Annotated in this window: 18 protein-coding genes and 1 pseudogene; 10 read left to right on the top strand and 9 right to left on the bottom strand. The window is 62.6% G+C overall.

Going from position 1 to position 23,330, the window contains the following annotated elements; translation table 11 throughout:
• Nucleotide 1 precedes the first annotated feature (1 nt).
• The gene (locus E9232_RS03585) at nt 2–1,906 is read right to left on the bottom strand and encodes an ABC transporter permease (RefSeq protein WP_309792182.1); all 1,905 of its coding nucleotides are present in this window, start codon (nt 1,904–1,906) and stop codon (nt 2–4) included.
• 70 nt (nt 1,907–1,976) lie between these two features.
• Nucleotides 1,977–3,260, bottom strand: a complete 1,284-nt coding sequence (locus tag E9232_RS03580) for an ABC transporter substrate-binding protein (protein ID WP_309792181.1) — start codon at nt 3,258–3,260, stop codon at nt 1,977–1,979.
• Nucleotides 3,261–3,542: 282 nt separating this feature from the next.
• Here E9232_RS03580 and E9232_RS03575 point away from each other — a divergent pair, with 282 nt between their 5' ends.
• The 6 genes and pseudogenes from E9232_RS03575 to E9232_RS03550 all read left to right on the top strand — a co-directional run.
• Nucleotides 3,543–4,790: an ROK family transcriptional regulator gene (locus E9232_RS03575; RefSeq protein ID WP_309792180.1), complete on the top strand. Its 1,248-nt coding sequence runs from the start codon at nt 3,543–3,545 to the stop codon at nt 4,788–4,790.
• Nucleotides 4,791–4,973: 183 nt separating this feature from the next.
• Nucleotides 4,974–6,121, top strand: a protein-coding gene (locus tag E9232_RS03570; protein ID WP_309792179.1) for an IS3 family transposase whose coding sequence is annotated in 2 segments (ribosomal slippage) — nt 4,974–5,223 and nt 5,223–6,121 — 1,149 coding nt in all. Because the reading frame shifts where the segments join, the coding sequence is not laid out codon by codon here.
• 632 nt (nt 6,122–6,753) lie between these two features.
• On the top strand, nt 6,754–7,578 hold the full coding sequence (locus E9232_RS03565; RefSeq protein ID WP_309792178.1) for a pirin family protein: 825 nt from the start codon (nt 6,754–6,756) through the stop codon (nt 7,576–7,578).
• Nucleotides 7,579–7,952: 374 nt separating this feature from the next.
• Nucleotides 7,953–8,564 (top strand): 2-hydroxychromene-2-carboxylate isomerase, encoded by a 612-nt coding sequence (locus tag E9232_RS03560; RefSeq protein ID WP_309792177.1) that lies wholly within the window; start codon nt 7,953–7,955, stop codon nt 8,562–8,564.
• A complete protein-coding gene (locus tag E9232_RS03555; protein WP_309792176.1) occupies nt 8,561–9,268 on the top strand; it encodes an SDR family NAD(P)-dependent oxidoreductase in 708 nt (235 codons plus the stop codon). Before E9232_RS03560 ends, E9232_RS03555 begins: the two co-directional genes overlap by 4 nt.
• Before the next feature lie 112 nt (nt 9,269–9,380).
• A pseudogene (locus E9232_RS03550) lies at nt 9,381–9,950 on the top strand (transposase domain-containing protein); the annotation flags it as partial.
• Nucleotides 9,951–10,195: 245 nt separating this feature from the next.
• Here the strand turns inward: E9232_RS03550 and E9232_RS03545 are convergent.
• The 3 genes from E9232_RS03545 to E9232_RS03535 form a co-directional block, all read right to left on the bottom strand.
• Nucleotides 10,196–11,050: an alpha/beta fold hydrolase gene (locus E9232_RS03545; RefSeq protein WP_309792175.1), complete on the bottom strand. Its 855-nt coding sequence runs from the start codon at nt 11,048–11,050 to the stop codon at nt 10,196–10,198.
• A 481-nt stretch (nt 11,051–11,531) separates the two neighbouring features.
• Nucleotides 11,532–13,064: a class I adenylate-forming enzyme family protein gene (locus tag E9232_RS03540; protein WP_309792174.1), complete on the bottom strand. Its 1,533-nt coding sequence runs from the start codon at nt 13,062–13,064 to the stop codon at nt 11,532–11,534.
• 173 nt (nt 13,065–13,237) lie between these two features.
• Complete coding sequence (locus tag E9232_RS03535; RefSeq protein WP_309792173.1) at nt 13,238–14,581, bottom strand: MFS transporter; 1,344 nt, start codon at nt 14,579–14,581, stop codon at nt 13,238–13,240.
• A 912-nt stretch (nt 14,582–15,493) separates the two neighbouring features.
• On the opposite strand from E9232_RS03535, the gene E9232_RS03530 reads away from it, so the two are divergent.
• Nucleotides 15,494–15,655 carry a hypothetical protein gene (locus tag E9232_RS03530; protein WP_309792172.1) on the top strand — a complete coding sequence of 54 codons (162 nt, stop codon included), beginning with the start codon at nt 15,494–15,496 and terminating at the stop codon, nt 15,653–15,655.
• A 233-nt stretch (nt 15,656–15,888) separates the two neighbouring features.
• On the opposite strand, the gene E9232_RS03525 is transcribed toward E9232_RS03530, so the two are convergent.
• Complete coding sequence (locus E9232_RS03525; RefSeq protein WP_309792171.1) at nt 15,889–16,830, bottom strand: NmrA family NAD(P)-binding protein; 942 nt, start codon at nt 16,828–16,830, stop codon at nt 15,889–15,891.
• Between the two features lie 50 nt (nt 16,831–16,880).
• A complete protein-coding gene (locus E9232_RS03520) occupies nt 16,881–17,438 on the bottom strand; it encodes a MarR family transcriptional regulator (RefSeq protein WP_309792170.1) in 558 nt (185 codons plus the stop codon).
• 425 nt (nt 17,439–17,863) lie between these two features.
• Between E9232_RS03520 and E9232_RS03515 the strand changes: the two genes are divergently transcribed.
• Nucleotides 17,864–19,357 carry a class I adenylate-forming enzyme family protein gene (locus E9232_RS03515; protein WP_309792168.1) on the top strand — a complete coding sequence of 498 codons (1,494 nt, stop codon included), beginning with the start codon at nt 17,864–17,866 and terminating at the stop codon, nt 19,355–19,357.
• Between the two features lie 139 nt (nt 19,358–19,496).
• On the opposite strand, the gene E9232_RS03510 is transcribed toward E9232_RS03515, so the two are convergent.
• Both E9232_RS03510 and E9232_RS03505 read right to left on the bottom strand, forming a co-directional pair.
• Nucleotides 19,497–19,817: an SDR family oxidoreductase gene (locus E9232_RS03510; protein WP_309792167.1), complete on the bottom strand. Its 321-nt coding sequence runs from the start codon at nt 19,815–19,817 to the stop codon at nt 19,497–19,499.
• A 167-nt stretch (nt 19,818–19,984) separates the two neighbouring features.
• On the bottom strand, nt 19,985–20,887 hold the full coding sequence (locus E9232_RS03505) for a LysR family transcriptional regulator (protein WP_309792166.1): 903 nt from the start codon (nt 20,885–20,887) through the stop codon (nt 19,985–19,987).
• A 180-nt stretch (nt 20,888–21,067) separates the two neighbouring features.
• Between E9232_RS03505 and E9232_RS03500 the strand changes: the two genes are divergently transcribed.
• Nucleotides 21,068–22,348 (top strand): serine hydrolase domain-containing protein, encoded by a 1,281-nt coding sequence (locus E9232_RS03500; RefSeq protein WP_309792165.1) that lies wholly within the window; start codon nt 21,068–21,070, stop codon nt 22,346–22,348.
• A gap of 32 nt (nt 22,349–22,380) precedes the next feature.
• A complete protein-coding gene (locus tag E9232_RS03495) occupies nt 22,381–23,262 on the top strand; it encodes an NmrA family NAD(P)-binding protein (RefSeq protein WP_309792164.1) in 882 nt (293 codons plus the stop codon).
• Nucleotides 23,263–23,330 lie beyond the last annotated feature (68 nt).

Genomic DNA, 23,330 nt, shown 5'->3' with positions numbered 1-23,330 from the left:
CTCAGCCCTTGACGGCGCCGGAGAGCGCGCCCTGGACGAGGTAGCGTTGGAACAGGAAGGCGACGAGCACCGGCGGCGCGATCGACAGCACGCTGGCGGCGAACATCGGCCCGTATTCGTAGAAGCGCGCCTGGCTGAGGAAGCCCGACAGCACCACCGGGATGGTCTGCGCGTTGGGCGTCGAGGTCAGGATCAGCGCGAACAGGAACTCGTTCCAGCTGACCAGGAAGCAGAAGATCGCGGCGGCGATGATGCCCGGCCGGGCCACCGGCAGCAGGATCTTCCACAGCATCTTCAGCCGCGAGCAGCCGTCGATCAGCGCCGCCCGGTCCAGGCTGACCGGGATGCCCTCGAAATAGCTCTTCATCATCCAGGCGCTGAGCGGCAGCAGGATGCTGCTGTAGGCGATGACCAGCCCGGTGCGGGTGTCGATCAGCCCCAGCGTCCGGAAGATGACGAAGAACGGCAGCACCAGGGTCAGCGCCGGCGTCATCCGGGTCAGCAGCAGGCCCCACAGGCTGATCCGGAAAAAGCGGGCCTTGCCGTGCCGGGCGAAGGCGTAGCCGGCCAGGGTGCCCAGGGCGACGCTGATTGTGACCACGACCACGCCGACGATGAAGCTGTTCAGCAGCGACAGCGGCACCCGCTTGGCCTGGACGCTGGTCTCGTTGCCGGCCGCCAGCTCCGGCGCCAGCACCGCGGTGAAGTTCTGCAGGGTGAAGCCGCTGGGGATCATGGTGGGCGGTGTCCGGATCAGGTCCGAGGCCGGGGTGATGCTCATCAGCACCAGCGCGATCACCGGCAGCGCCGACCACAGGAAGATCAGCAGCGCGGCAAGGGCGAAGCCGAAGCGGGCCAGGACGGCCTCGACCGGCCGGGGCAGCCGTAGCCGCGGCCGGTAGGGCGGCAGCGTCACCATGGCGTGCCGCCGGCCGGTCCCGACCCGGCCGCTGTCCGGGACGATGCCGCTGGAGGCAGCGGCCGCCCGGCGCTGCCGCGGCCCGAGCACCAGGAAGTAGAGGATCGCCAGGACGAAGCTGAGGATGGTGAGGCCGTACAGGATCGCCGCCCCTTCCCCGAACTTCAGGAACTGGAAGGAGTAGAGGTAGCCGAGCCAGGCGAAGACCGTGGTGGCGGCACCCGGCCCACCGCGGGTCATGATCCACAGGATGTCGAAGGCCATCAGCGAGTTGATCGTGGCGATGATGGCGATGAACAGCAGGTTGGGCTTCAGCCAGGGCAGCGTGATGGCGAAGAAGCGGGCGACCGGCCCGGCGCCGTCCAGCATCGCCGCCCGGTGCAGGTTCCCCGGCATCGACTGCAGCCCGGCCAGCAGCAAGAGGGCGGTCAACGGCGCCTGGTTCCAGACCTGGGTCAGGGCGACCAGGTTGAGCGCGCGGAAGCCGTCGCCTAGCCAGGGCGTGGCCAGGAACCCCAACCCGAGATCGTTGAGCAGCCCGTTCAGCGCGCCATAGTCACCGGCATAGACGAAGGACCAGAGCACGCCGACCGAGACCGGCGCCATGGCCCAGGGCACCAGCATGACGCTGCGCAGGAAGCCGCGGCCGGCGAAGCGCTCGTTCAGCACCAGCGCCATGGCCATGCCGATCACGGTGGTGCCGATCACCGAGAAGGCGGCGAAATAGCCGGTGCGGCCCAGCGCGGCCCAAAACTCGGCGTTGCCGAGCATGCCGGCGTAGTTGTCGAGCCCGACGAAGATCCAGCGCTTGGTGATCGGGTTGGTGCGGTGGAGGCTGAGATACAGGCTGTAGGCCAGCGGCAGGCCGACCACGGCGATCACGATCACCAGCGTCGGCGCCACCGCGCCATAGGCGAAGCCCGGGATCCGGCCGATGCGGCGGCGCGGACGGTCGATGGCAGGTGCTTGCGGAATGGTGATCGTCACCGGGCAGCCCCTCAGACGAATGGCGCGCAAAGGGCGATCACGGCATGGCCGCGACCGCCATTCCTGCTGGCTACTGGTACTGCTGCTTCAGCTCGGCCACCTTCTTGCCGAGTTCGTCGACGATCTGGTCGGTCGACATGGAGCCGCGGATGTATTCCTGCACCCGCTGCATCATGAACAGGTCCCATTCCGGGAACCAGATCTGCTTGGCGATGTCGCGGGAAGTGGCGAGTTCGAGCTGCTTGTTGGTGACGGCGAGGTCGCGCCACTTGCCGAAGCTGGCGACGACTTCGGGATCGGCCATCACTTCCTTGTAGGCGGAGCCGAGGCCGAAATCGAGCGCCCAGCGCTTGATCACATGGTACTGGCCGTCCTTGGACTTGCCGCCGAAGAAGCGCAGCAGGGTCCAGGTCCGGTCGATATCGGTCGGCTGCGCCCCCATCATGTAGACAGCGGTCCAGGCGAAGGTCGACTTGGTCTTGCCCGGCATCAGGGCGTTCTTCACCTTGCCGGCCGCCTTCGAGAGCTTGGGATCGTTGGCGACCTTCTGGTCGTAGTCGTGCAGCACCATGAAGGTGTGGCGGCCGGTGGCGTAGCTGGGCACTCCCTCATTGGGCAGCGTCATGATGTCGGCCGCCACCAGTTGCTCCTTGTACAGGGCCTGGTGCGTCTCCAGCACCTTGCGCAGCGCGGCGTCGTCGACGAAGTCGTTCTTCGCGTCGAAGACCGGCGCGCCTTCCGCGTACCAGCAGGAGAAGATGCTCCAGGACAGCTCCGGCCATTTCTGGCCCCAGGCGCTGTTGTAGGGCGCGTCCGAGATGCCGTCCTTCTTCAGCTTGCGGCAGGCGTCGAGCAGCGAATCCCAGCTGTCCGGCACCTGGAGGCCGGCCTTCTGCAGATGCTCCTCATTGTAGATGAAGGCGTTGTGCCCGGCGTAATAGGGCAGCCCCGCCAGCTTGCCGTTCGGCAGCGACATCGACTTGACGCTGACCGGGAACATGCCGGCCTTCATCTCGTCGACCCCGTCCAGCCCCTCGAGGTCCCGGGTCCACTCCGCCGTGCACCAGCGGGCGATGTGGTCCTCCTCGGCATACAGCATGTCGATGCGCTGGCCGCCGGTCAGCTTGGTCTCGACCACCGGGTGGTAGTCGCCGGTCACCAGCTCGTAATTGACGGCCTCGTCGTACAGCGACTTGAAGGTGTTGACGTTCTCTTCGACGATCTGCGGCTGGAACTGCCAGCCGATGAAGCTCAGGGGCGTGGCCGGCGCGGCGTGGGCAAACCGGCTGCCGAGCCCCGCGAAGGCGGCGCCCGACCCCAGGGCCGCGCCCTGCAGCAGACGACGGCGGGACATCAGATAATGACCCAATAGATCCTTATCCATTCGCCTCTCCTGTGATTTTTTGGGCTTGCTTCCATCCGGCATGGCCGCCGGCGCGGGCTCGCTTCATAGTATGTTTGTTCTAGCTCCAAACATACTTGCCGTCAACGCGGAAACCGTGCAGAGAGCGTTTAAACGGAAGGACGGGGCGAGGAGCGTTCCGCATCGCGCGCCGCCGCCGATAGACTGTCGGGAGGCCGGGCCCTACCCGCGCCCATGGAAGAGCAGGATATGTCGATTGGAAAGATGTCAGGAATGGCGGGCGGCACTGCCGAGGAGGCCGCCCCGCCGTCGGCCGGCGCGCCGAGCGACGGGGTGAAACCAAGGCCCCCGTCCCTGCTGTCCCCATCCAGGATGGGCGACCTCAACCGCGGCCGCTTGCTGCAGTCGCTATTCGACCTCGGCCCGACCAGCCGCGCCGACCTGGCCCGCCATATCGGGGTGAACCGGGCCACCATCACCGGCATCGTCCAGCCATTGATCGACGATGGCATCCTGGTGGAGGGCGAGCCCGCCTCGTCCGGCGGCACCGGCGGCAAGCCGGCCCGGCCGCTGCAGTTCTCGCGCGATGCGCCGCAGATCGGGGCGGTGGCGCTGAGCCACGGCTCGGTCCGCACCGCGCTGGTGTCCTGGTCCGGCGAGATCACGGCCCTCGAACGCGCCGAGTTCCCCACGGATGGCGGCGCCCCCGGCCAGGCGGTCGCGGCCATCGCCGAGAGCCTGGCGCGCACCCTGTCGACCGCCCGGCAGCCACCGCTCGGCATTGGCGTCGGCGCCACCGGCATGATCGATACGGACCGAGGTGTCATCGTCAAGGTCAACCTGGCGCCGGTCCTCTCCGGCCTCGCCCTCGGCGCGGTCCTGGAGGAGCAGACAGGCCTGCCAGTCTATCTCGACCATCACCCGCGGGCGCTGCTGCTGGCCGACCGCTGGTTTGGCATCGGCCGCAGCCTGCGCACCTTCGCTGTGCTGTACCTGTCCGACGTGATCGGCGGCGCCCTGCAACTGGACGGGCACCTGCAAAGCGGGCCGGCCGGCGCGGGCGGCGAACTGGGCCACACCTTCGTTCAGATCGATGGCGAGATCTGCGCCTGTGGCCGCCGCGGCTGCTGGGAGACGGTCGCGACCATCGGCTGGCTGCGGCGCCAAGCGCGGGCCGCCGGCCTGGCTGGGGCCGAGGAGATGACCCCTGCCCTGCTCGCCGGGCAGGCCGACGCCGGCTCCGAGGCGGCCGGGCGGCTCCTGGACTTATATGCGCGCAACATTGCCGTCGGCATCGCCAACCTCCAGCAGACACTGGCCCCCAACCATTTCGTGCTGCATGGCGAAGTGGTCGAGGCCGGCGAGCCGCTGCGGGCCGCAATCGAGGCACATGTCAGCCGCTTGGTCCCGCCGCGCCCCGGCAGTGATCCCCGCGTGCTGCTGACCGACCAGAGGGGCCTGGCCACCCTGAGAGGAGCGGCGGGCATCGTGCTGTCGCGCCGACTGCAGTTCCAACTATAGCGGCGGCCTGACAACCGATCTGGCGTTCCAGATTGACCTTCAAGGGCCGTTCCGACATCCCAACTCGGCTGGCGAGCTTGGAGAGGCTGCAATCCCCGACCGGGTTTCCAACGAGCTCGGTGTGGCCTGCTGCCGGTTTCGTGGACACCGAGATTGGTTGTTTCATGAAGCCGGAGGTGGCGTATGAGGCGAAGACAGTTTGGGCGTGAGTTCAAGATCGAGGCTGTGCGACTGATCAAGGATCGCGGGGTTAGTGTGGCGCAGGCGTCTCGGGATTTGGATGTCCATGAGAACCAGCTGCGCAAATGGGTGAAGCTCTTCTCGGCCGATCCTGTGCAGGCCTTTCCCGGCCACGGTCAGATGAAGCCGGAGCAGCTTGAGATCGAGAAGCTGCGGCGAGAGGTGGCCAAGCTCAAGACGGAGCGCGACATCCTAAAAAAGGCCGCAGCCTACTTCGCGAAGGACGTGACATGAGGTTCACGTTCATTGCGAAGCACCGGGGGATCTGGCCGGTGGCATGGCTTTGCGAAGCGCTGGATGTGTCGCGCTCGGGCTTCCATGCCTGGCTCAACCGGTCACCGAGCCGTCGAGCACGCGACGACGAGGAGATTGGCAACAGGGTCCGGGCGAGCTTTCTTGGTTCGGATCGGACCTATGGTGCCAGGCGTGTCTGGCGGGACGTGCTGGCGGAAGGCATCGATTGCGGCCTGCATCGCATCGAGCGGCTGATGCGTGCCCAGGCTTTGCGCGCCAGGCCGCGTCGGCGCAGCCTGCCCAGGGATGATGGCCAGCGATCGGCCATCGCGCCGAATACGCTCGGCCGGGAGTTCCATGCCGAGCGTCCGAACCAGCGCTGGATCGCCGACTTCACATATATCTGGACCGCAGAGGGTTGGCTTTACGTTGCAGCCGTCATCGACCTCTTCTCCCGGCGTGTGGTGGGCTGGTCGATGAAGGCCGAAATGACCGCCGGGCTCGTGACCGATGCGCTGATGATGGCGATCTGGCGTCGGGGAAAGCCTGACGCCCTGCTGCACCATTCGGACCAGGGCAGCCAGTATGCCAGCGAGCAGTTCCAGAAGCTCATGACCGACAACGGCGTCACCTGCTCGATGAGCCGCTCTGGCAATGTCTGGGACAATGCCGCGATGGACAGCTTCTTCTCGTCGCTGAAGACCGAGCGGATCAGAGGCAGGGTTTACCGGACACGCGACGATGCTCGTGCCGACGTGTTCGATTACATCGAGCGCTTCTACAATGCCGTTCGCAGGCACTCGACCATCGGCTACATCACCCCGGTCGAGTTCGAAAAGAAGGTCGGATTAGCCTAACCGACTGTCCACAGAACCGGCAGCAGGCCACACTGCAGCGCTTGTCGGCGGACTGGTTCTTGCCCGAGCCGTTGACGATGAAGCGCTGTCCGAGGAGATCCTTCGCGAGGTCGCCGAGGGCCTTCGAGCCGGCTTCCGCGACAGGTAGCGTTCCATCTTCATCGGAGTCCGTCCGTCTCTGACTGTGAAAGTTGACCTCCGCGATGCGCGTGCCACGCTCGGTCGGCGATTCCCCTGCCCCGTCAAGCAGGTGACCTTGCTTGCCGCTTGAGCGAGAGCGCCTGAATGCTCATGACAACTTAATGAATTTACAACGATTTGTCGCAAAAATGCGAGTGCCGTCGCCAGTTGTTCAGTTTCACAATTGCAGACGCAACCAAATTGCGCGAGATCTGTCTCGAAAGCGTAACATATCTTCGTGATGCTAATGATACTTCGCGTGGCCGGCGTTGCTTACAAAAGAAGGGCCAGCCGCGTTGCCTTCGAAGGTGCCAAGACCAATTGAGCCGCTTCAGTCATCTGGCCTTAGCATCTAACTCTTCACCTGCGATGGCACTGGGAAATTTCTTTGCCGCAAGATCGTGCTGGAACACATCTAGTTGAAGAATTATCAGGGACACGGGGACGAATCCATGACAATCCGCGGCATCGTTAAGCGATTACATAGTCAGAAGAATGGAAGAATTACTCGCCTTTTTAGCCCGTCCAGTGAGGGCGAGCTTCTAAAGCCGTTTGTATTTCTCGATCACGTCGACAGCGGAGGCCCGGTGGGCGAGGGGACTGATTTTCCCCTGCATCCGCACTCGGGAATTGTGACATTGGGCTATCTATTTGGAGGCTCCGCGCACGTAGAAGACACGACCGGTGTCGCGCATTGTATTGAGCCCGGCGGAATCGAGTGGATGAAGGCGGGCAAGGGTGTTTGGCACAAGACAACTCCCGATGTCGGCTCACACGTAAGGGGATTCCAACTTTGGATTGCGCTTTCTCCCGACCAGGAACTCGATCCACCCCAAAGCGAGACTTTCCCTGCGGCCGACGTGCAGAGGCGTGGCCCAGTGAGTGTACTACTTGGATGTTATGAGGACGCGCTTAGTCCCATCCCACCATTCGGACCGGTTGATTATTTCGCTGTTGAACTGCGAAAAGGCGAGCAGTGGCGCCATCAGCCGCCTCCGGGGCATGATGTCGCTTGGCTAGCGGTTGCGGAGGGGGAATTAGGGATGCAACCAGTTCTACGAAATGGAGAGGTGGCTGTCTTTGATCGTAGTGACAACGCGATCGCGGTTACCGCAACCAGGAATACCACCTTCATGTTCGGATCCGCGCCCGCACACCCTCACAGTCTCTTCGTGGGAAAGCACTCGGTGCATTGCAGCGCAGAAGCCCTGCATATCGCTGAAGCGGAGATTGAACGCCAACGCCCTGCCGTCACTCACCCCGGTCAGCCTGTTTGATCTGGGACTTCGGAATTCTTGCATGCGGCGGCAGTGCCCCTGGCGTTGAATACGTCCAGGGGCCACCGTCAGTCCGAGCTGCGGACAGATTCTGTTGCACAGACGGTGCTTGGACTCATGCAGCGCGGCCGAGGCCCCCGACCTGGTTCGATATCAGGAGCGCTCTGGTACGAGCGGAGCGGAAGTCAGCGGCGGTGGAGTGATCTCGGCGGCGGGGAAAGAGGTTGGCCATGGGATCTCGCACTGACAGGAAGCGCTTGCCATTTGTAACGGGCGTAGCCTTTCCCCTGTTTTTTGACATCGCCCTGAAATACCGATCGGTCCTGGTTATTCCCGCAAATCTCTCCTCGTCGTAAATGGTCAGGACCAATACCATGTCTCTCGAGTTCTTCTACGACTATCGGAGCCCCTATGCTTATCTCGCCGACTTCCAGTTGCGCGGTGTGCCGATCGCAGCGAAATACAAGCCTCTTGACGCATATCGGGTAATGAAGGCCCTGAACAATCACCCGACTCCGGCATGTCCGGCCAAGCTGAAATATGCGATACTTGATTCAACACGCAATGCAAGGCGTCTCGGCGTTCTATTCACGCCTAATCTCGACCTGTATCAGGCATTGGGAAGCGGCGTGGTCGATCCATCCTTCCTCTCGCGACTGGCGCTGGCCGCGATGGACACCGGCACATTCGATACCGCGCACGGGGCGCTCTTCGAGGCGATGTGGGCAGGGGAGGCCGATCTCGTAACGCCTGAGGGGCGCCAAGACTTTCTGAGCAAGCATGGCCTACCCCGCGATCTGTTCGCGATGGCGGAGAGCGAAGCGATCACTCGGCGCCTTAAGGATCTCGATGATGAGGCGATCGAGCGAGGGGTGTTCGGGGTGCCGATCATTTTCGTCGGAGATGAGATGTTCTTCGGCAATGACCGAATGGATGCGGTGCGCGAGAGCGTTGCCGCCGGCCGGATCGGAGGGGCGGGAGCATGAAGACGGACCGCAAGCTCGCCATAATCTCAGGTGTAGGCCCCGGCACGGGCACCTCCCTCGCCCGGCGCTTTACCTCAGGCGGTTACAGAGTGGCCATGCTCGCGCGCGGGGAGGATCGGCTGCAAGCGCTCGAGCAGGAACTGCCGGACGCGCGGGGATATGCCGTCGATGTGACGCACGCTGGGGAGATCCTTGCCACACTGGATCGCATCGAGGCGGATCTCGGCCCGGCCGAGGTCCTGATCCACAACGCGGTGAGCGCCGTATTCGGCACGTTCCAGGAGATCAATCCGGCCGACCTGGAGCGCAATTTCCAGACCAACGTGATGGCGTTTCTGACATTGGCCCGACGTCTGGCCCCTGGCATGATCCAGCGAGGCCGAGGCGCGATCGTTGCGACAGGAAACACATCGGCGCTGCGCGGCAAACCCAATTTCGCCGGCTTTGCCCCCACCAAGGCTGCGCAACGGATCCTTGCGGAATCGATGGCGCGCGAACTTGGTCCCAAGGGCGTCCACGTCGCCTACGTTGTGATCGACGCCGTGATCGATCTTGAGTGGACACGCCAGCGCCTGCCGGACGCGCCGGATGACCATTTCATCCAGCCCGATGAGATCGCGGACGAGGTGTGGCACGTTGTGCACCAACCGCGAAGTGCCTGGTCATTCAACGTTGAGATCAGGCCCTTCAAGGAGACCTGGTAAGACGGAGGCATGTCCATAGGGCACTCGCAAGCCCAGAAGATCTGCACACGAACGACTTGTCGGCTCGAACCGCCCCGGGTTTGCCGGAGACTAGTGCTGCGACCGCGTCACCATGGCTCGCTGCAACGGCGAGCGGCCAATGTGCCGGATGGGCCTAGCTATCGGGGTGCGCGGCCAGACGATGAAGACCGCCGTCTCCAATGCAGCGGCGCCCTGCCCAGCGGACCGGCTTAACCGGCAGTTCCAGGCTGACCGGCCAAACCGGCTTTGGGTCTCGGACTTCGCCTATGTCTGGACCTGGCAGGGTTTTCTCTACGTCGGTTTCGTCATCTACGTCTTCGCTCGGCGCCCGATCGGCCGGGCCGGCCCCATCCACCACAGCCTCCGCGATGCGCAGTACGTCGGCGAGCGCGTGGTCGAGGTCTGCGTCGAGCCGTCCGCCGGCAGCATCGGCGACAGCCAGGGCAACGCCCTGGCCGAGACCATCAACGGCCTCTACAAGGCCGAGCTGACCTGGCACCGCGGCTCCTGGCGCAACGCCGAGGCGGTCAAGTTGGCCACCCTCGAATGAGTCGATTGGTTCAACAACAGCCGCCGTCGCGAGCCGATCGGAGACATCCCTCCCGCTGAAGCCGAAGCGGGCTACTACACGCGAACCGAGGCACCCACTCTGGCACCGTGACCCAAGCACAATGGCCCTCGACAAACCCGGGGCGGTTCAGGTAGTGGCGCGCCCGATCCCCTGGCCGACACCGATGTCGATGGCGACGGAACTCGTCATGGTGTGTCTGCTCACGATGGTGATGGCAAGCTGGGGGCATGCCCGAGCGGCGACAGTCGGATGATCCCGGTCGCGCGAGCCAGGTGGGTTGGCTCGACGCAGAGGGACGCGAGGCTTAAGGCTCAAGCATAGAGCCGTCGGTTGCGTCAGCGGGCGAAAAAGACCCGGATCGCACCGGCGATCTCGGCGGAATGGGTCTCCAGGGCGAAGTGCCCGGTGTTGAAGAAGCGGACCTCGGCATCGGGCAGGTCGCGCTTGAACGCCTCGGCGCCAGCCGGCAAGAAGAAAGGGTCATTGCGTCCCCAGACTGCCAGGAGCGGCGGGCGCCGGGCGCGGAAATACGCTTGGAATTTCGGGTAAAGCGCAACGTTACTGGCGAAGTCGAGGAATAGGTCAAGTTGCACGTCGTCCGCCCCTGGTCGAGCCAGATAGAAGCTGTCGAGCGAGAACCCGTCAGGGGAGACTATATTGTCGTTAGCCACGCCATTCATGTATTGCCAACGGGTGGCCTCAGGTGTCAGGAACGCGCGCAGGGCTTGGCGACTGGTGCCGCACGGGTCCTGCCAATAAGCCCGGATTGGGTTCCAGCTCTCGCTCAGACCCTCCTCGTAGGCGTTGCCGTTCTGCGAGATGATCGCGGTGATCCGATCGGGATGCCAGAGCGCCAGTCGGAATCCGATGGGTGCGCCGTAGTCGAAGAGATAGATCGCAAAGCAGTTAAAGCCAATGGCTTGAGTGAATCGTTCCATGACCTGGGCGATTCCGTCGAAGCTGTACCGGAAGGTTTCGCGGCGCGGCATCTCCGACCGTCCAAAGCCCGGGAGGTCGGGCGCCACCAAGTGGAACCGGTCTGCCAAAAGCGGGATCAGGTCTCGGAACATGTGGCTTGAGGAGGGAAACCCGTGCAGCAGGAGCAGCTTTGGCGCGCCAGCCGATCCGGCCTCCCGGTAGAAGATGCGGACGCCATGGATATCAACGGTGCGGTATTTGATGTCGCACATTACGAACCACTCTCCCTGTAGATAAGCTGTGTCTGCGTTCAAATTTGCCTGACACACTTCTGTAATCATGCAGAGATCCGAAGTATAATCAAATATTGGTAATGTTAAATTCGCGATTTACAATAGAAATCCGCCGGAACCAGCGGAGCGCCAGCCCGTTATAAGGTTGTAATACCTACGTAAATCTGAGGGACAGTGATATTCTATTCTAAACAGAAACTCCCAATCGGCCGGGGCGCGCGGTGTCGGTCACGCGATCTTCTGCCCGCAATCTCCTTGCGCCCAGGCCCGCAGCTTTGAAATTCCGGTGCGACCGGCGCGGCAATGTGGAGTTGGTCGCCAGGCAGAAGCGGGAGCATCAGTTCGAAGTCTGGCGCCACTTCTAAGCATCTCTTGCGGTGACGGGGGAGCCGCCATTGTAGTGCGAGCGCTGTCTTGCTCGCGCACATGCACGTCGGCGATTGTTGAGCCGTGTCTGGTGTCAGCCCTGCACCATGGCCGAGGCAGCACGGCGGTCGACCTTGCCGAGCGTGTTGCGTGGGATGGCGACCACGATCAAGAGCTTCTCGGGAACCTTGTAGTCGGCCAGCCTTGCGGTTGCGTGATCGAGGATATCCGGCAGGTCCGCTTGGCCGTAGCCGGCCGCCAGTTGCACCAGCGCGCACACGCGCTGGCCGAGAACGGCGTCCGGTACTCCAACGACAGCGGCGTCCCGCACCGCCGGATTGGATTTCAGGACCTGCTCGACCTCCACCGGCGAGATGTTCGATCCGCCGCGGATGATCAGCTCTTTCCTGCGCGAGATGAACCACAGGTTTCCCTTGTCGTCCTGCCGCATCAGGTCGCCGGTGTGGAACCATCCGTTCGATCGGGCGCTGTCGATGGTCCCAGGCGCGATCCAGTAGCCGGGGGTGACGTTGGGCCCGCGCAGCAGCAACTCGCCGACCTGACCGGGCCGGACGGGCTCGCCATGGTTGTCGACGAGCCGGTACTCCGCCCGCGGCGAGGGGGCGCTGACCGGACCGTCGACCGGGCCGGGCGCCAGCGAGCCCACCGCCTCCGTCGCCGCCCAGACAGAATGCAGCCGGACGCCGAACACCTCCCTGAACCGGCGCTGCAGCTCGATCGACACGGCATCCCCGGTCGAGACGAAAATGCGGCTCGGGCCGATGTCGTGCTGCCGTGCCTTTTGCGCCTCGACCAGTTCGCTGAACATATAGGCGATGCCGGTCATGTAGGTGCTGCGATGGCGCGCGATCGCATCAAGCACCTGGTCGGCATCGAACCGCCGCATCAGCACGAAGGGCATGGCGACCGACAGAGACCTCACCACTGCCATCAAGCCGGACATGTGCATCATGGGACTGGGCGCCAGCATCCACATCTCGCTGTCCAGGGGCGTTGCCACAAGCATCGCCACGGCGTGGGCCAGCGTGTTCTGGGATTGGACGACGAATTTCGGCTCCGCCGTCGTGCCGGAGGTGCAGAGCATGACAGCCGGCGCGTCGAGGTCGACCGAATTCGCCAGTCCGCCGGCGGTGGCAGGCCTGGTCGCCCAGGCCCGGAGTTCGGCCGCGGAATTGATTGCCAGTCGACGCTTGGGTGCAAGGATCTCGTCATCGATGCCGACGACCTTGCCGTGCAGATCCGGGTGTCCGATGTACAGAGCGGGCCGGAGCCGTCGGAACAGGGCCTCCAGTTCGGCGGTCTTCAGCTCCGCCTTCATCGGCACCGCGACGATCCCCGTGGCGAAGCACGCGTAGTAGCCGATCGCCAGCTCCGGGCTGCTCCTCATGTGAAAGACGATACGGTCGCCAGCTTGCAGGCCAATCGCCAACAGGGCCCTCGCCATATGCTCGACCTCGGCCGCGAGGCGGCCGCGGGTCCAGATTTCGTCGCCGAACTCGAAGGCGACCGCGTCGGGGGCCGCGGCCGCCCTGGCGAACAGAAGCCCGGACAGCCCGCGCGCGTCGGTTCCGGCAGCCAGCGCTGCCCAGATGGTATGATCTGTCATTGTCTTTTTCCTTGGGGCTGCGCCGCAGGGGTCTCACGACCCGCCGCCGGCGGCCGCCGCACGTTACTTGGATGTGGGGCCGTCCCTCAGCGGTTCGACAGTCGATGGCTGCCGGCTGTAAGGGGCCCGGGTTCTAGATCGTGGCGAGGCAGGCTTAGAGACATGGCCTGAATCTAGAGTCGGCCCTTCGATCTCCCCAGCAGCACCAGTCCGACTGTAGTGGCCAAAGCACACGCAAATATCAGGTAATGCATGTGTGCCATTCGATCGATTCGCAGACCATAGGTCACGATGATTGGCGTCATCCCTCCAAATATCGCGGATGCCATGTTATATGACAGCGCGACGCCCGTGTATCTGACAGAAGGTGGGAAGCTATTAATCATCAGATAGGGAACCGCGACAAACACCGAAGAACAGAATCCGGCCATGGCATACAGAACAAGCAACCAATTCGGATGGTAGAGCATTCCTTCGAACAACACGCATACCGACACACCAAAGCCGATACTGCCAACGACAAGAAACCACTCGCCCCCGACCCGATCGACCACAAACCCCGCGGCGATCGTTGATGCAATGACGACACCGGTTGCCAGAAGGTTGGCTTGCAGAGCAGCGAGTGGGGTGATCGCATAAAGGGTTTGCAGCAGGGTGGGGGTCATCAAGTACAGGACAACCAGGCCGGCTGTCAGAAACGAACCCAAGGCGAAAGAGATCGCGACACCGAACAAATGGCGCTTGAGCACTATCCGAAGCGGCCATTCAGTCGCCAGAGCCCGTTTCCGTTTCAATTCTTCGAATGCCGGCGTCTCGGCAAGGTATCGCCGGACGAACATGGATAGCGCCCCGGCGCATCCGCTCACCAGAAATGGCAACCGCCAAGCAAAGCTCTGCACATCGCTCACTGAAAACCATGAATTTATCGCGATAGCCGTCAGAGACCCGAGAAAAATCCCCATGACGACACTGCTCGACATCATCGCACAGGCAAGCCCCACCCGATGGCGCGGTACATGCTCAGCCACGAAGGTCCAGGCGCCCGGAACTTCCCCACCGACGGCCGCGCTCTGCAGCAATCGAAAGGCAAGAAGCACAATCGGCGCCGCGATCCCGATACCGGCGTAGGTCGGCATTGCTGCAATGCCCAACGAGGATGACGTCATGATCGCGATGGTGAGGACGAACATCCTCTTCCGGCCCAGCAGATCGCCATAGTGGGCGAGCACAATTCCACCGAACGGACGCGCCAGATAACCGGCGGCAAAAATTCCGAAAGCCGCAACCTGCGTTACCCAATCGGGAATAGACGGCGGAAAGAATATCTGGCCGATAGTCTTCACGAAAAATACAAATATGATATAGTCATAGTACTCCAGCACCGTCCCGAGGCTCGATATGGCGATCGTTCGATACGGCCTTTCGCCGCGCGAGCGCTTGTGATTCGATCGCTTATTCTCTTGGTCAGACGCATATAGTTCTCGAGGCGAAGGAAGGCTCTGTTCAAGATGTCGCATTTGATACACCTGATGTGGGCGAGCGGGCAGGATGAGCACGAGAAGGCCGAAGCGAAGATACCGCCACCGCAGGCCAAAGCTCTCTCGGACAAGCCGAGATTTCCCGGTTACCCGTAGGTTTTGGACCTTAGGAGATCGGGGGTGGATCTGCGCAAGGTCACTCGAACTCGGAAACGACTGTTTAGTCATTTCCTTCCTGCCTGACGATCGATGGTTAATATTATTGTATGGCTATTTCAAAAGCATTACTTAACTATATGCTTGAAGCTACGCTTGAAATATTTCCAATATTTAATCAAATTTGATTTTTATTTCTACGGGCCAGCAACATAAGTTCATAGAATTTAGATCGGTGCGACCTTATCGGCCTGCCGATGTGTCATCACGGTGTTTCACCATTTTTGCGAACAATGAAGTGTATATTTAGAATTCGTGTGAATCTGCTGAAAGGCGGTCACGGCTTTGTCTGTGCTTTGCTGGCTTCCCTCCGGGCGAGCTGTAGAAAAGCAAACCGGTCATCACGTCCTCGCCGAACAATGCGAGGCATTGTATCCCCACGACGGCGGGGTCGCCGACACCCGCGAGATGTTCAGATTGGGCGTGCCCGAGCAGGCAGGTGAGTGCGCGCTGACCACCTGTCCGGACACACTGCAGTTCCAGATCTACCTCGGTCGCATGCTCGGCCTCAGATATTCACAGCCGAAACATCGCGACCACGGCCGGCGGCGCGGACTCCATCAGCAGGCTTGCGGCCAACACCGTAAGAGTGGATGCCGGTATTTCGAGACCGCGCGGCCCGGGTACCCCCGCAAGCATCCGTATCTTCATCAACGCTGAAAGCACGAAGCCAACATCGATGCCTTGCGGGAGCAATTGGACCGGGCGCCGAATACCATACCTGTCCGAGGCAAGATGGCCGAGCATCCATTCGGCGCCCCAAAGGCCTGGACGGGAGCCACCCACTTCCTGACCCGGGTTAGCATCGAGATGAGCCTCCAACTCCTCACCTCCAACTTCAAGCCCGTCGTGTCCATCCTGGGTCTGGCGGGCTTGCTGCAGGCCATCCGCCCGTGACATTCGAACTGCCGAGCCAGTTTCAACGGCCGCACGACGATGAAACCTGGCGGCACCTACCAAACGCGCGTTTCCGCACGACCTCGGAAGATAGCGGATAGGCGAGCGGTGAAGCGGACGGGTGAGCAACGCTGGTTTAACCTCGCATGGCTCACATGGATGCCACCCGACGCCCTCGGCGGTCATGGGCTCCAGCAGCGTCAGTTGCATTGCCGCATGGCTGGCCGGGGCTCTTAGGCCTCGAGGACAAAGTGCGTCCGGTTCGCGTTGATGAAGTCCTCGACGGTCATCAGCGGGCCGCCAATGATCTTCACGCCGATGTCGTCAAGGCCGGCCAGGCGCCCCTCCTGCTGGTCGATGGCCACCGCCTCGAAATGACGACGCAGAGCGGTCTGATTTTCCAGGCCGAGGCGTTCCAGGAAGACCGACACCGTCACGTGTTCGTATGGCAGGTCGACGCCCAGCACGCGGCTGACTTCCGCGGCCAACTCTTCGTGGCTGTATTCCTTCGGACCGTGCAGTTGGTAGGCTTGGCCGCCGTGTCCTTTCGGCTTTTCCAGGATATTGGCGACGATCTTGGCTATGTCCGCTGCGGCCAGCGGCGCGAAACGGCTTTCCCTGTTGTACGGCATTGCGTAGCGCCCACGCTGAATCTGCGAGGAGATGTAAAGCAGCCACTCGGCGAAAAAGGTGATGCGCAGATGCGTGGTCGGGGTGCCCGACCAGTCGAAGACCTGCTCCGACAGCCAGTGGTTCTGGGTCGCCTTGCTGCGCGCATGGGAGCGCGACTGCTTGTGCGACAAGTTCACGATGTGCTCGACATGCTGCTCCCTGGCCGCTTGCGCGAAGATCACGCCGGCTTCCACAAGGCCTTCCGCGAGCGGGAAGCAGAAATAAGCGCGCCGGACGCCGTCCATGGCCAGCCGGATGTCGCGCAGGCTCATCATGTCGCCGTAGACGATCTCGGCGCCCAAGGCAGCCAACTCCTGGGAACGGTCGTCTTCACGGCGAGCCAGGGCCCGGGTCTTGAATCCCTTCTTGAGGAGCTCTTTCACCGTGGGGCGGCCAGTGTCCCCCGTCGCGCCGGTCACGAGAATGGTGGTCATCGTATCGCCCTGGTTGGTTGCGCCGCCGGCGATCGACCTCGCGATCAGCTCGACATGTTGCATATACATCATATAGCTCGCGATGATGCATATACAACATCGAAAGCCTTTTTTTTGCGTCAGCCGCGCAAAATTTCGTCCGCGACCTGCTTGATTGCGTCCATGCCGGCCTGGCCGAGGACCTTGGCCGCGCGGGCCTGACCCGCCCGCCACGCCGCGATCGATGAGAACAGCAGTTCCTCCCCGGTCCGACTGAGACGCAAGGGACGTTGGCGACCACGGGCCTGTTCGGCGACCTCTTCGATCCAACCCGCCTCAAGCATCACCTTGAGGTTCCGCGTAAGGGTCGAGCGATCAAGGTGGTTGGCGCGGCCGATTTCCGCGCGCGTCGCCGAGCCTTTCCGCATGATCGAGTTGAGCAGAATGTGTTGCGAAGACTGCAGGCCGAGCGGCCGCAATTCCTCGTCGAAGATATTGGTGATCACTCGCGAGATCAGCCTCGTTCGCGCGATCATGCAGGTTTCTTTCACTTCCCGCACCAGCGCCTGCCGCTCGGGCGAGAGAGTCCGCGTGTCCATAACGACAAGGTGGTGCATATACAACACTTCGTCAAGGAACTGCGAACCCGTGGGGTGACGGCGCCAGGCGACGAGCCGGCTCGTATCAGCGAGCATCATTGGAAAAGCGCACGAGTGGCGCTGTGAATTCGGCGCCGGTCTGATCCCGCCTTCTAGCGACCGTTACGGCATCGAAGCGTTCTGACGGACCCGACCTATGACGTCCTAGGGCTGCCAACAATTCGTTCCGTCGCGCGAACTCGGAAGTGCCCCAGTATTGCGTTCGTCGCCGTTTGATCCCGACTTCGTAACGCTCCGGTAGCGCGCGGCTCCCATCCTGACTCCACTGTCGCGATGTTGGGCACATGAGACACAGGGTTCGGATTGGTCCGTGTAAGCGACCCCGAAACTCACCTCGACTCGGTGCGATAATTCTCGGCCCGGGGCTGAAAACGTCAGATCAACGCTCTTCAGCTTCCGGCGAAGGGATAGCGCGACATTGACGAATATCCGGCCTTGACATCAAGCCAAAAGGAAGATCTGCGATGTTAACTGATGGACTTTATTCGCGGGCAAAAACCTGCCCTGAATCCGTGGCATTTATTTCCAGGAACAATCACTACAGCTATGATTGGTTCGCGTTGAAAGTTAACCGACTTGCGGTCGGGTTGCGGGCTCATGGTATTTGTGCAGGCGATCGCGTTGCGCTGCATATGACCAACATCCCAGAACTACTGGTTTCATACTATGCCTGCTTCCGTATAGGTGCGATCGCAGCACCGCTGAACATCAGGTGCAAGACAGCGGAACTGCGGTCGCTCCTGGAGCGGCTGCGGCCGGCGATCTACCTTGGCGAAGCACAGCTCTACCCTCAGGTTGCGACAGTGGAATCCGAGATTTTGGCGGAGGGCGCGCGCTTTGTCGTCGGTATTGGCGAGAATGCGGGCGCTCAAGACTGGGACAGGCTGTTAGATGACACGGGGCTAGGGATGGATTTCAATCATCCTGATGCCGGTGAGCTTGCTGTACTGCTCGCGACCTCCGGCACCACCGGCGAACCCAAGTTCGTGGTACATACGCATGCGACCCTATCAGCATTCAGCAAGATCACTGGACATCTTGGGGTTGATCGAGAAGATGTTGCCATCATCGCCATGCCGTTGGTCCACATCGCCGCTCTTGTCTCCTCCATATTCTGCATCGAGAGTGGCGCTCCGATTGCGCTCTTCGAGCGCTTTGATGCGGATACCGTATTGGCCGCAATTTCGGTACACCGCTGCAGTTGGATGATCGGCACGCCCGCGATGTTCGCTCAAATGTTGATTCGTCAGCGCGCTGACAGTCGTGACGTGTCGACGTTACGGAGTTGCCGGAGCGTCGGAGACGTTTGTTCCCTCGAGATACAGCGGGCGTTTTCCGAGGTTTTCGGACTTCCCTTGCGCACTTTTTGGGGGTCGACTGAGACAGGCGCGTTTGCCTACGGTCTTGAACTGGGGCCGGTCAGCCGCATCCCACCGGAATTGGAAGTCCGCGTGGTTGACGACTGTGGCATGACGGTCCCCGATGGAGAGGTCGGAGAGATGTTGGTGCTGGGACCAAGCGTTACTCCCGGATACTGGATCGAACCGGGCCGCATCCAGGATCCTAAGTCGGACGGCTGGTTCCCGACCGGCGATTTAGTGCGGAAGGGTGACGGCGACGACGTGTGGTTCGTGGGCCGCAAGAAGGACCTAATCGTCCGAGCGGGATCGAACATCTCGCCGGTTGAGGTCGAGCAGGTTCTGTTGGGCCACCCAGCCATACGCGATGCCGCCGTATTTGGAATCCCGGACGAGATCGAGGGCCAGAAAGTGGCTGCGCTCATTCATCTCGCCAGCGATGCGCGTGAAAATGCGATCGATGATATCGAGGAATATGCAAGGCGGTCTTTGGCCGACTATAAAATTCCCGAGAGTATTCATATAGTTCACGAGATTCCACGAAACGCTTTGGGCAAGGTCGACCGGAAGGCGCTGCAGACATTAGTTTTGAGCTCCTGATAAGGCAATACCCGGTGCCAGCCAGAATTCCGCGTGACCGATCCGGTCGGATCCGCACTATCAAGTCATTGCAATGCCGCTCCTCCCTTTTCGTGTGTCGTTGGGAAGACGATGCGGTTGAGGTATCTGCGTAGCTGAATCAACCTCCATCGCGGCGTGTCGACAGCGCCCCCTTGATGAAGGCGGTGACGATCGACAGAGACAGGCGGCAGCACCACGCGTAAGCCCAATGCGCCGTTTTGGGATCGAGGCAGCGGATCGCTGCGAAGGTATGCCGGAAGGGGATGCGCTGCTCGAACTTGGCCACGAGCACCTCGTCCTGCAGCATGCCCTTGATCTTGCTGGTGTGCGTCAGGCTCGGGCAGACGGAGTTCACGCGGATGTCCCTCCGGGCGAGGCCGAGCGCCAGGGTTCGCGTCAGGTTCACCATGGCGCCCTCGGCGGCGTTATGGGGCCTCATGCCTCAGTCGCCACCCGTGCCGGACCCCGAAGCGGTGTTGACGATCGCGCCCCCGGTCTTCTCCGGATGCGAGATCGTCGCCCGGTAGCCGAAGAGCACGCCGTGGCTTTTAAAGATCCGGTTGATTTATTCGCGCAAGATTTCTTGGCCCATGAAAATCAAGCAGATCACAATCCGTCTGCAACCTCTCGGACGAAGTCCAGAAAAACTCTGACCTTTGCCGGGGGAAGGTGGCGCGAGGGATGGTAGGTGTAGAGCGGATAAAGCTCCTCCGACCAGTCCGGCAAAATCCGCACCAGTTCGCCGCGTTCCAGGAAGGGCGCAAGACCCACGGCGACGCTCTGGAACACCCCTTGGCCCGCCACGCAGGCGGAGACCGCGACGGAAGGATCGTCGAGCACCAGGCGGCTTGAGACCTTGACCTCGACGATCTCGCCGCCGCGGTGGAACTCCCACGGGAACGGCAGTCCAGTCTGTGGATCGCGGAAGAGAAGTGCCTCGTGATGGACGAGGTCATGGGGCGAGCGCGGCTCGCCATGGCGGTTGAGATACGCTGGCGCGGCGACCGTCAGGATCGGTGTTTCGAGGAGCTTGCGCACGATGAGCGATGATCCGTCCGGCGGGCCGAAGCGTACCGCGACGTCGACGCCCGCCATCATCTCCTCGCGATAGTTGCTGGTGGACAGATCGACCTGGAGCATTGGATAGCGCGCCAGGAATTGCTTAAGCGTCGGCGCAAGGACCATGCGGGCGAACCAGGGGTCGACCGACACGCGCAGCCGCCCGCGCACGACGGCCGCGGCGCCGGCCACTTCGGCCACCGCCTCGTCGAGACCGGCGAGCAGCGGCATCACCTGCGCATAGAGGCGCCGCCCTTCCTCAGTGAGGCTCACCTCTCGTGGATTGCGGTCGAAGAGGCGAACGCCGACCCGCGCCTCCAGGCGCGCCACCGCCCGGCTCACGCCCGAGGGCGTCAGGCCGAGCGTTTCGGCCGCCCGGGCGAAATTCCCGGCCTCCGTGACCGCCGCAAGGACGCCGACGCCGGTGAGAAGCCGTGTGTCGAAGCCCATTTCATCCCCTCCGTGGCACCGCCGGCGGCCACTCTGCAGCATGGTGATTATAAGTCACAGTAACATTGATCTTAATGCGCATGAATCACGATATGGCGCGGCTTACAACGGCGTCATCGCAACGCCATCGCGGGCAAGCAGCCACATCACCCTTCCTGCGACCGTCCAAAGGGGCCAGCCATGAACCAGGCGTCACGCAGAACCATTCTCCAGCGCGGAGGCATACTAACCGCCCTCTTGACGCTCGACGCGGCCGGCCCCGCTTTTGCGGCAACGAGACCCGCCGCGTCCTTGCGGAACGTGGAAGCGATCGATGCTGCCTTGCGCGGGGGCGTTGCCCGCAACGACGTGGCCGGAGTCGTTGCCATGGGAGCCACCCGCAACGGCCTCGTTTACGAAGGCACCTTCGGCAAGTCGAACGTCGCAACCGGTGCGCCGATGTCGGTCGACACTGTGTTCTGGCTGCTGTCGATGACCAAGGCGTTCACGGCCACCGCCTGCATGCAACTGATCGAGCAGGGCCGCATCAACCTCGATGACGATGCGGCCAAGTATCTGCCCGAACTCTCCGCGCCGCAGGTCCTCGAAGGCTTCGCCGCCGACGGCACGCCGCGCCTGCGACCGGCCAAAGGCGTCATCAAGGTGCGGCACCTGCTCACCCACACCTCCGGCTTCACCTATTCGATCTGGAGCGAGGTGCTGACCCGCTACGAGCAGGTCACCGGCATGCCCGACATTGCCACCTGCAAGAACGCCGCCTTCACGGCGCCGCTCGAATTCGAGCCGGGCGAGCGGTGGCAGTATGGCATCAGCATGGATTGGGTTGGCAAGCTGGTGGAAGCCGTCTCCGACCAGTCGTTGGAAGTCTATTTCCGCGAGAACATCTTTGCCCCGCTCAACATGAAGGATTCCGGCTTTCTGATCGGCAGCGCGCAGAAGAAGCGCGTCGCCACCTTCCACAGCCGGCGCCCCGATGGCAGCCTGGAGCCGGCGCCTTTCGAGATGCCTCAGCGGCCGGAGTTCTTCATGGGCGGCGGCGGCGCCTTCTCGACGCCGCGCGACTACATAACCTTCCTGCAGGCGCTGCTGAACGGCGGCGCGCTGGGCGGTAAGCGCATCCTGCGTCCGGAGACGGTCGCGCTGATGATGCAGAACCAGATCGGCGAATTGAACGTCCACGAGATGCCCTCGGCGCAGGCGCCCTATTCGCGCAGCTTCGACCAGTTCCCCGGCCAGCCGCACAAATGGGGCCTGTCCTTCGACATCAACACGCAGCCCGGGCCGAACGGCCGCTCGGCGGGCAGCATCTCATGGGCGGGCCTTCTCAACTGCTACTTCTGGCTCGATCCGGTCAGGCACGTTACCGGGGCGCTCTTCACGCAGGTTCTGCCCTTCTACGACGAGCGGATCGTTGCCCTCTACGGCGCCTTCGAGCGCGAGCTTTATGCCGGGCTCGCCTGAGACCGCGCGCGGCCCAGCTTAGGAGAACCGAAATGTATGCAATCACCGGAATCACCGGCAAGGTCGGCGGCGCCCTGGCGCGCGCCCTGCTTGCCGACAGGCAGCCTGTCCGCGCCGTTCTACGCGACCAGGCCAAGGCTGGACCATGGATCGCACAGGGCTGTGAGATCGCCCTTGCTGAGATGGATGATGCGAAGGGCCTCGCATCCGCCTTCCGCGGTGCCGAGGGCGTCTTTATCTTGCCGCCGTCGGAATTCGATCCCGAACCTGGCTTTCCAGAAGCGCGGCGCGTGATCGAGGCGCTGGCGGCGGCCCTCTCAGAGGCGCGTCCAGCCAAGGTGGTGTGCCTGTCGACCATCGGCGCCGACGCCCCGTACGAGAATCTGCTGACCCAGCGTACCCTGCTGGAAGAGGCCCTGGGTGATCTCGACCTGCCGGTCACCTTCCTCCGGCCCTGCTGGTTTATGGAGAATGCCCTATGGGACGTTCCCGCCGCGCGTGACGACGGCGTGCTGCGAAGCTTCCTTCAGCCCGCTGACAAGGCCTTCCCGATGGTCGCGACGCAGGATGTTGGCAGCACGGCGGCGGCGTTGTTGCGGGAGGTTTGGAGCGGGACGCGGATCGTCGAGTTGGAAGGTCCGCAGCGGATAACGCCGAACGACCTCGCCCGGGCCTTCGCCGAGGTGCTGGGACAGCCGGTACGGGTCGAGATCGTGGCGCGCGACACTTGGGAGGCAATCTTCCGTGGACAGGGCACCCGCAATCCGCTGCCCCGGATCCGCATGATCGACGGCTTCAACGAGGGCTGGATCGCGTTCCGGGACAGCGGTCGGTCGGCGAAGAAAGGCACCGTGACACTCGAAAACGTCGTTACGGAACTTGTCGGCCAGAGCCGCACGAAAGCGGCCGACTGACCTCTGCAGCCTGCGCCCGCGAAGTGCCGGCGGAGCTGTGTGCCGCCGCAACGTCATCTATGAAAGGA

The sequence above is a fragment of the Inquilinus ginsengisoli genome, assembly GCF_031453975.1.
Classification (GTDB): Bacteria; Pseudomonadota; Alphaproteobacteria; order DSM-16000; family Inquilinaceae; genus Inquilinus; species Inquilinus ginsengisoli_A.
This window is presented reverse-complemented; position numbering and strand designations above follow the sequence as displayed.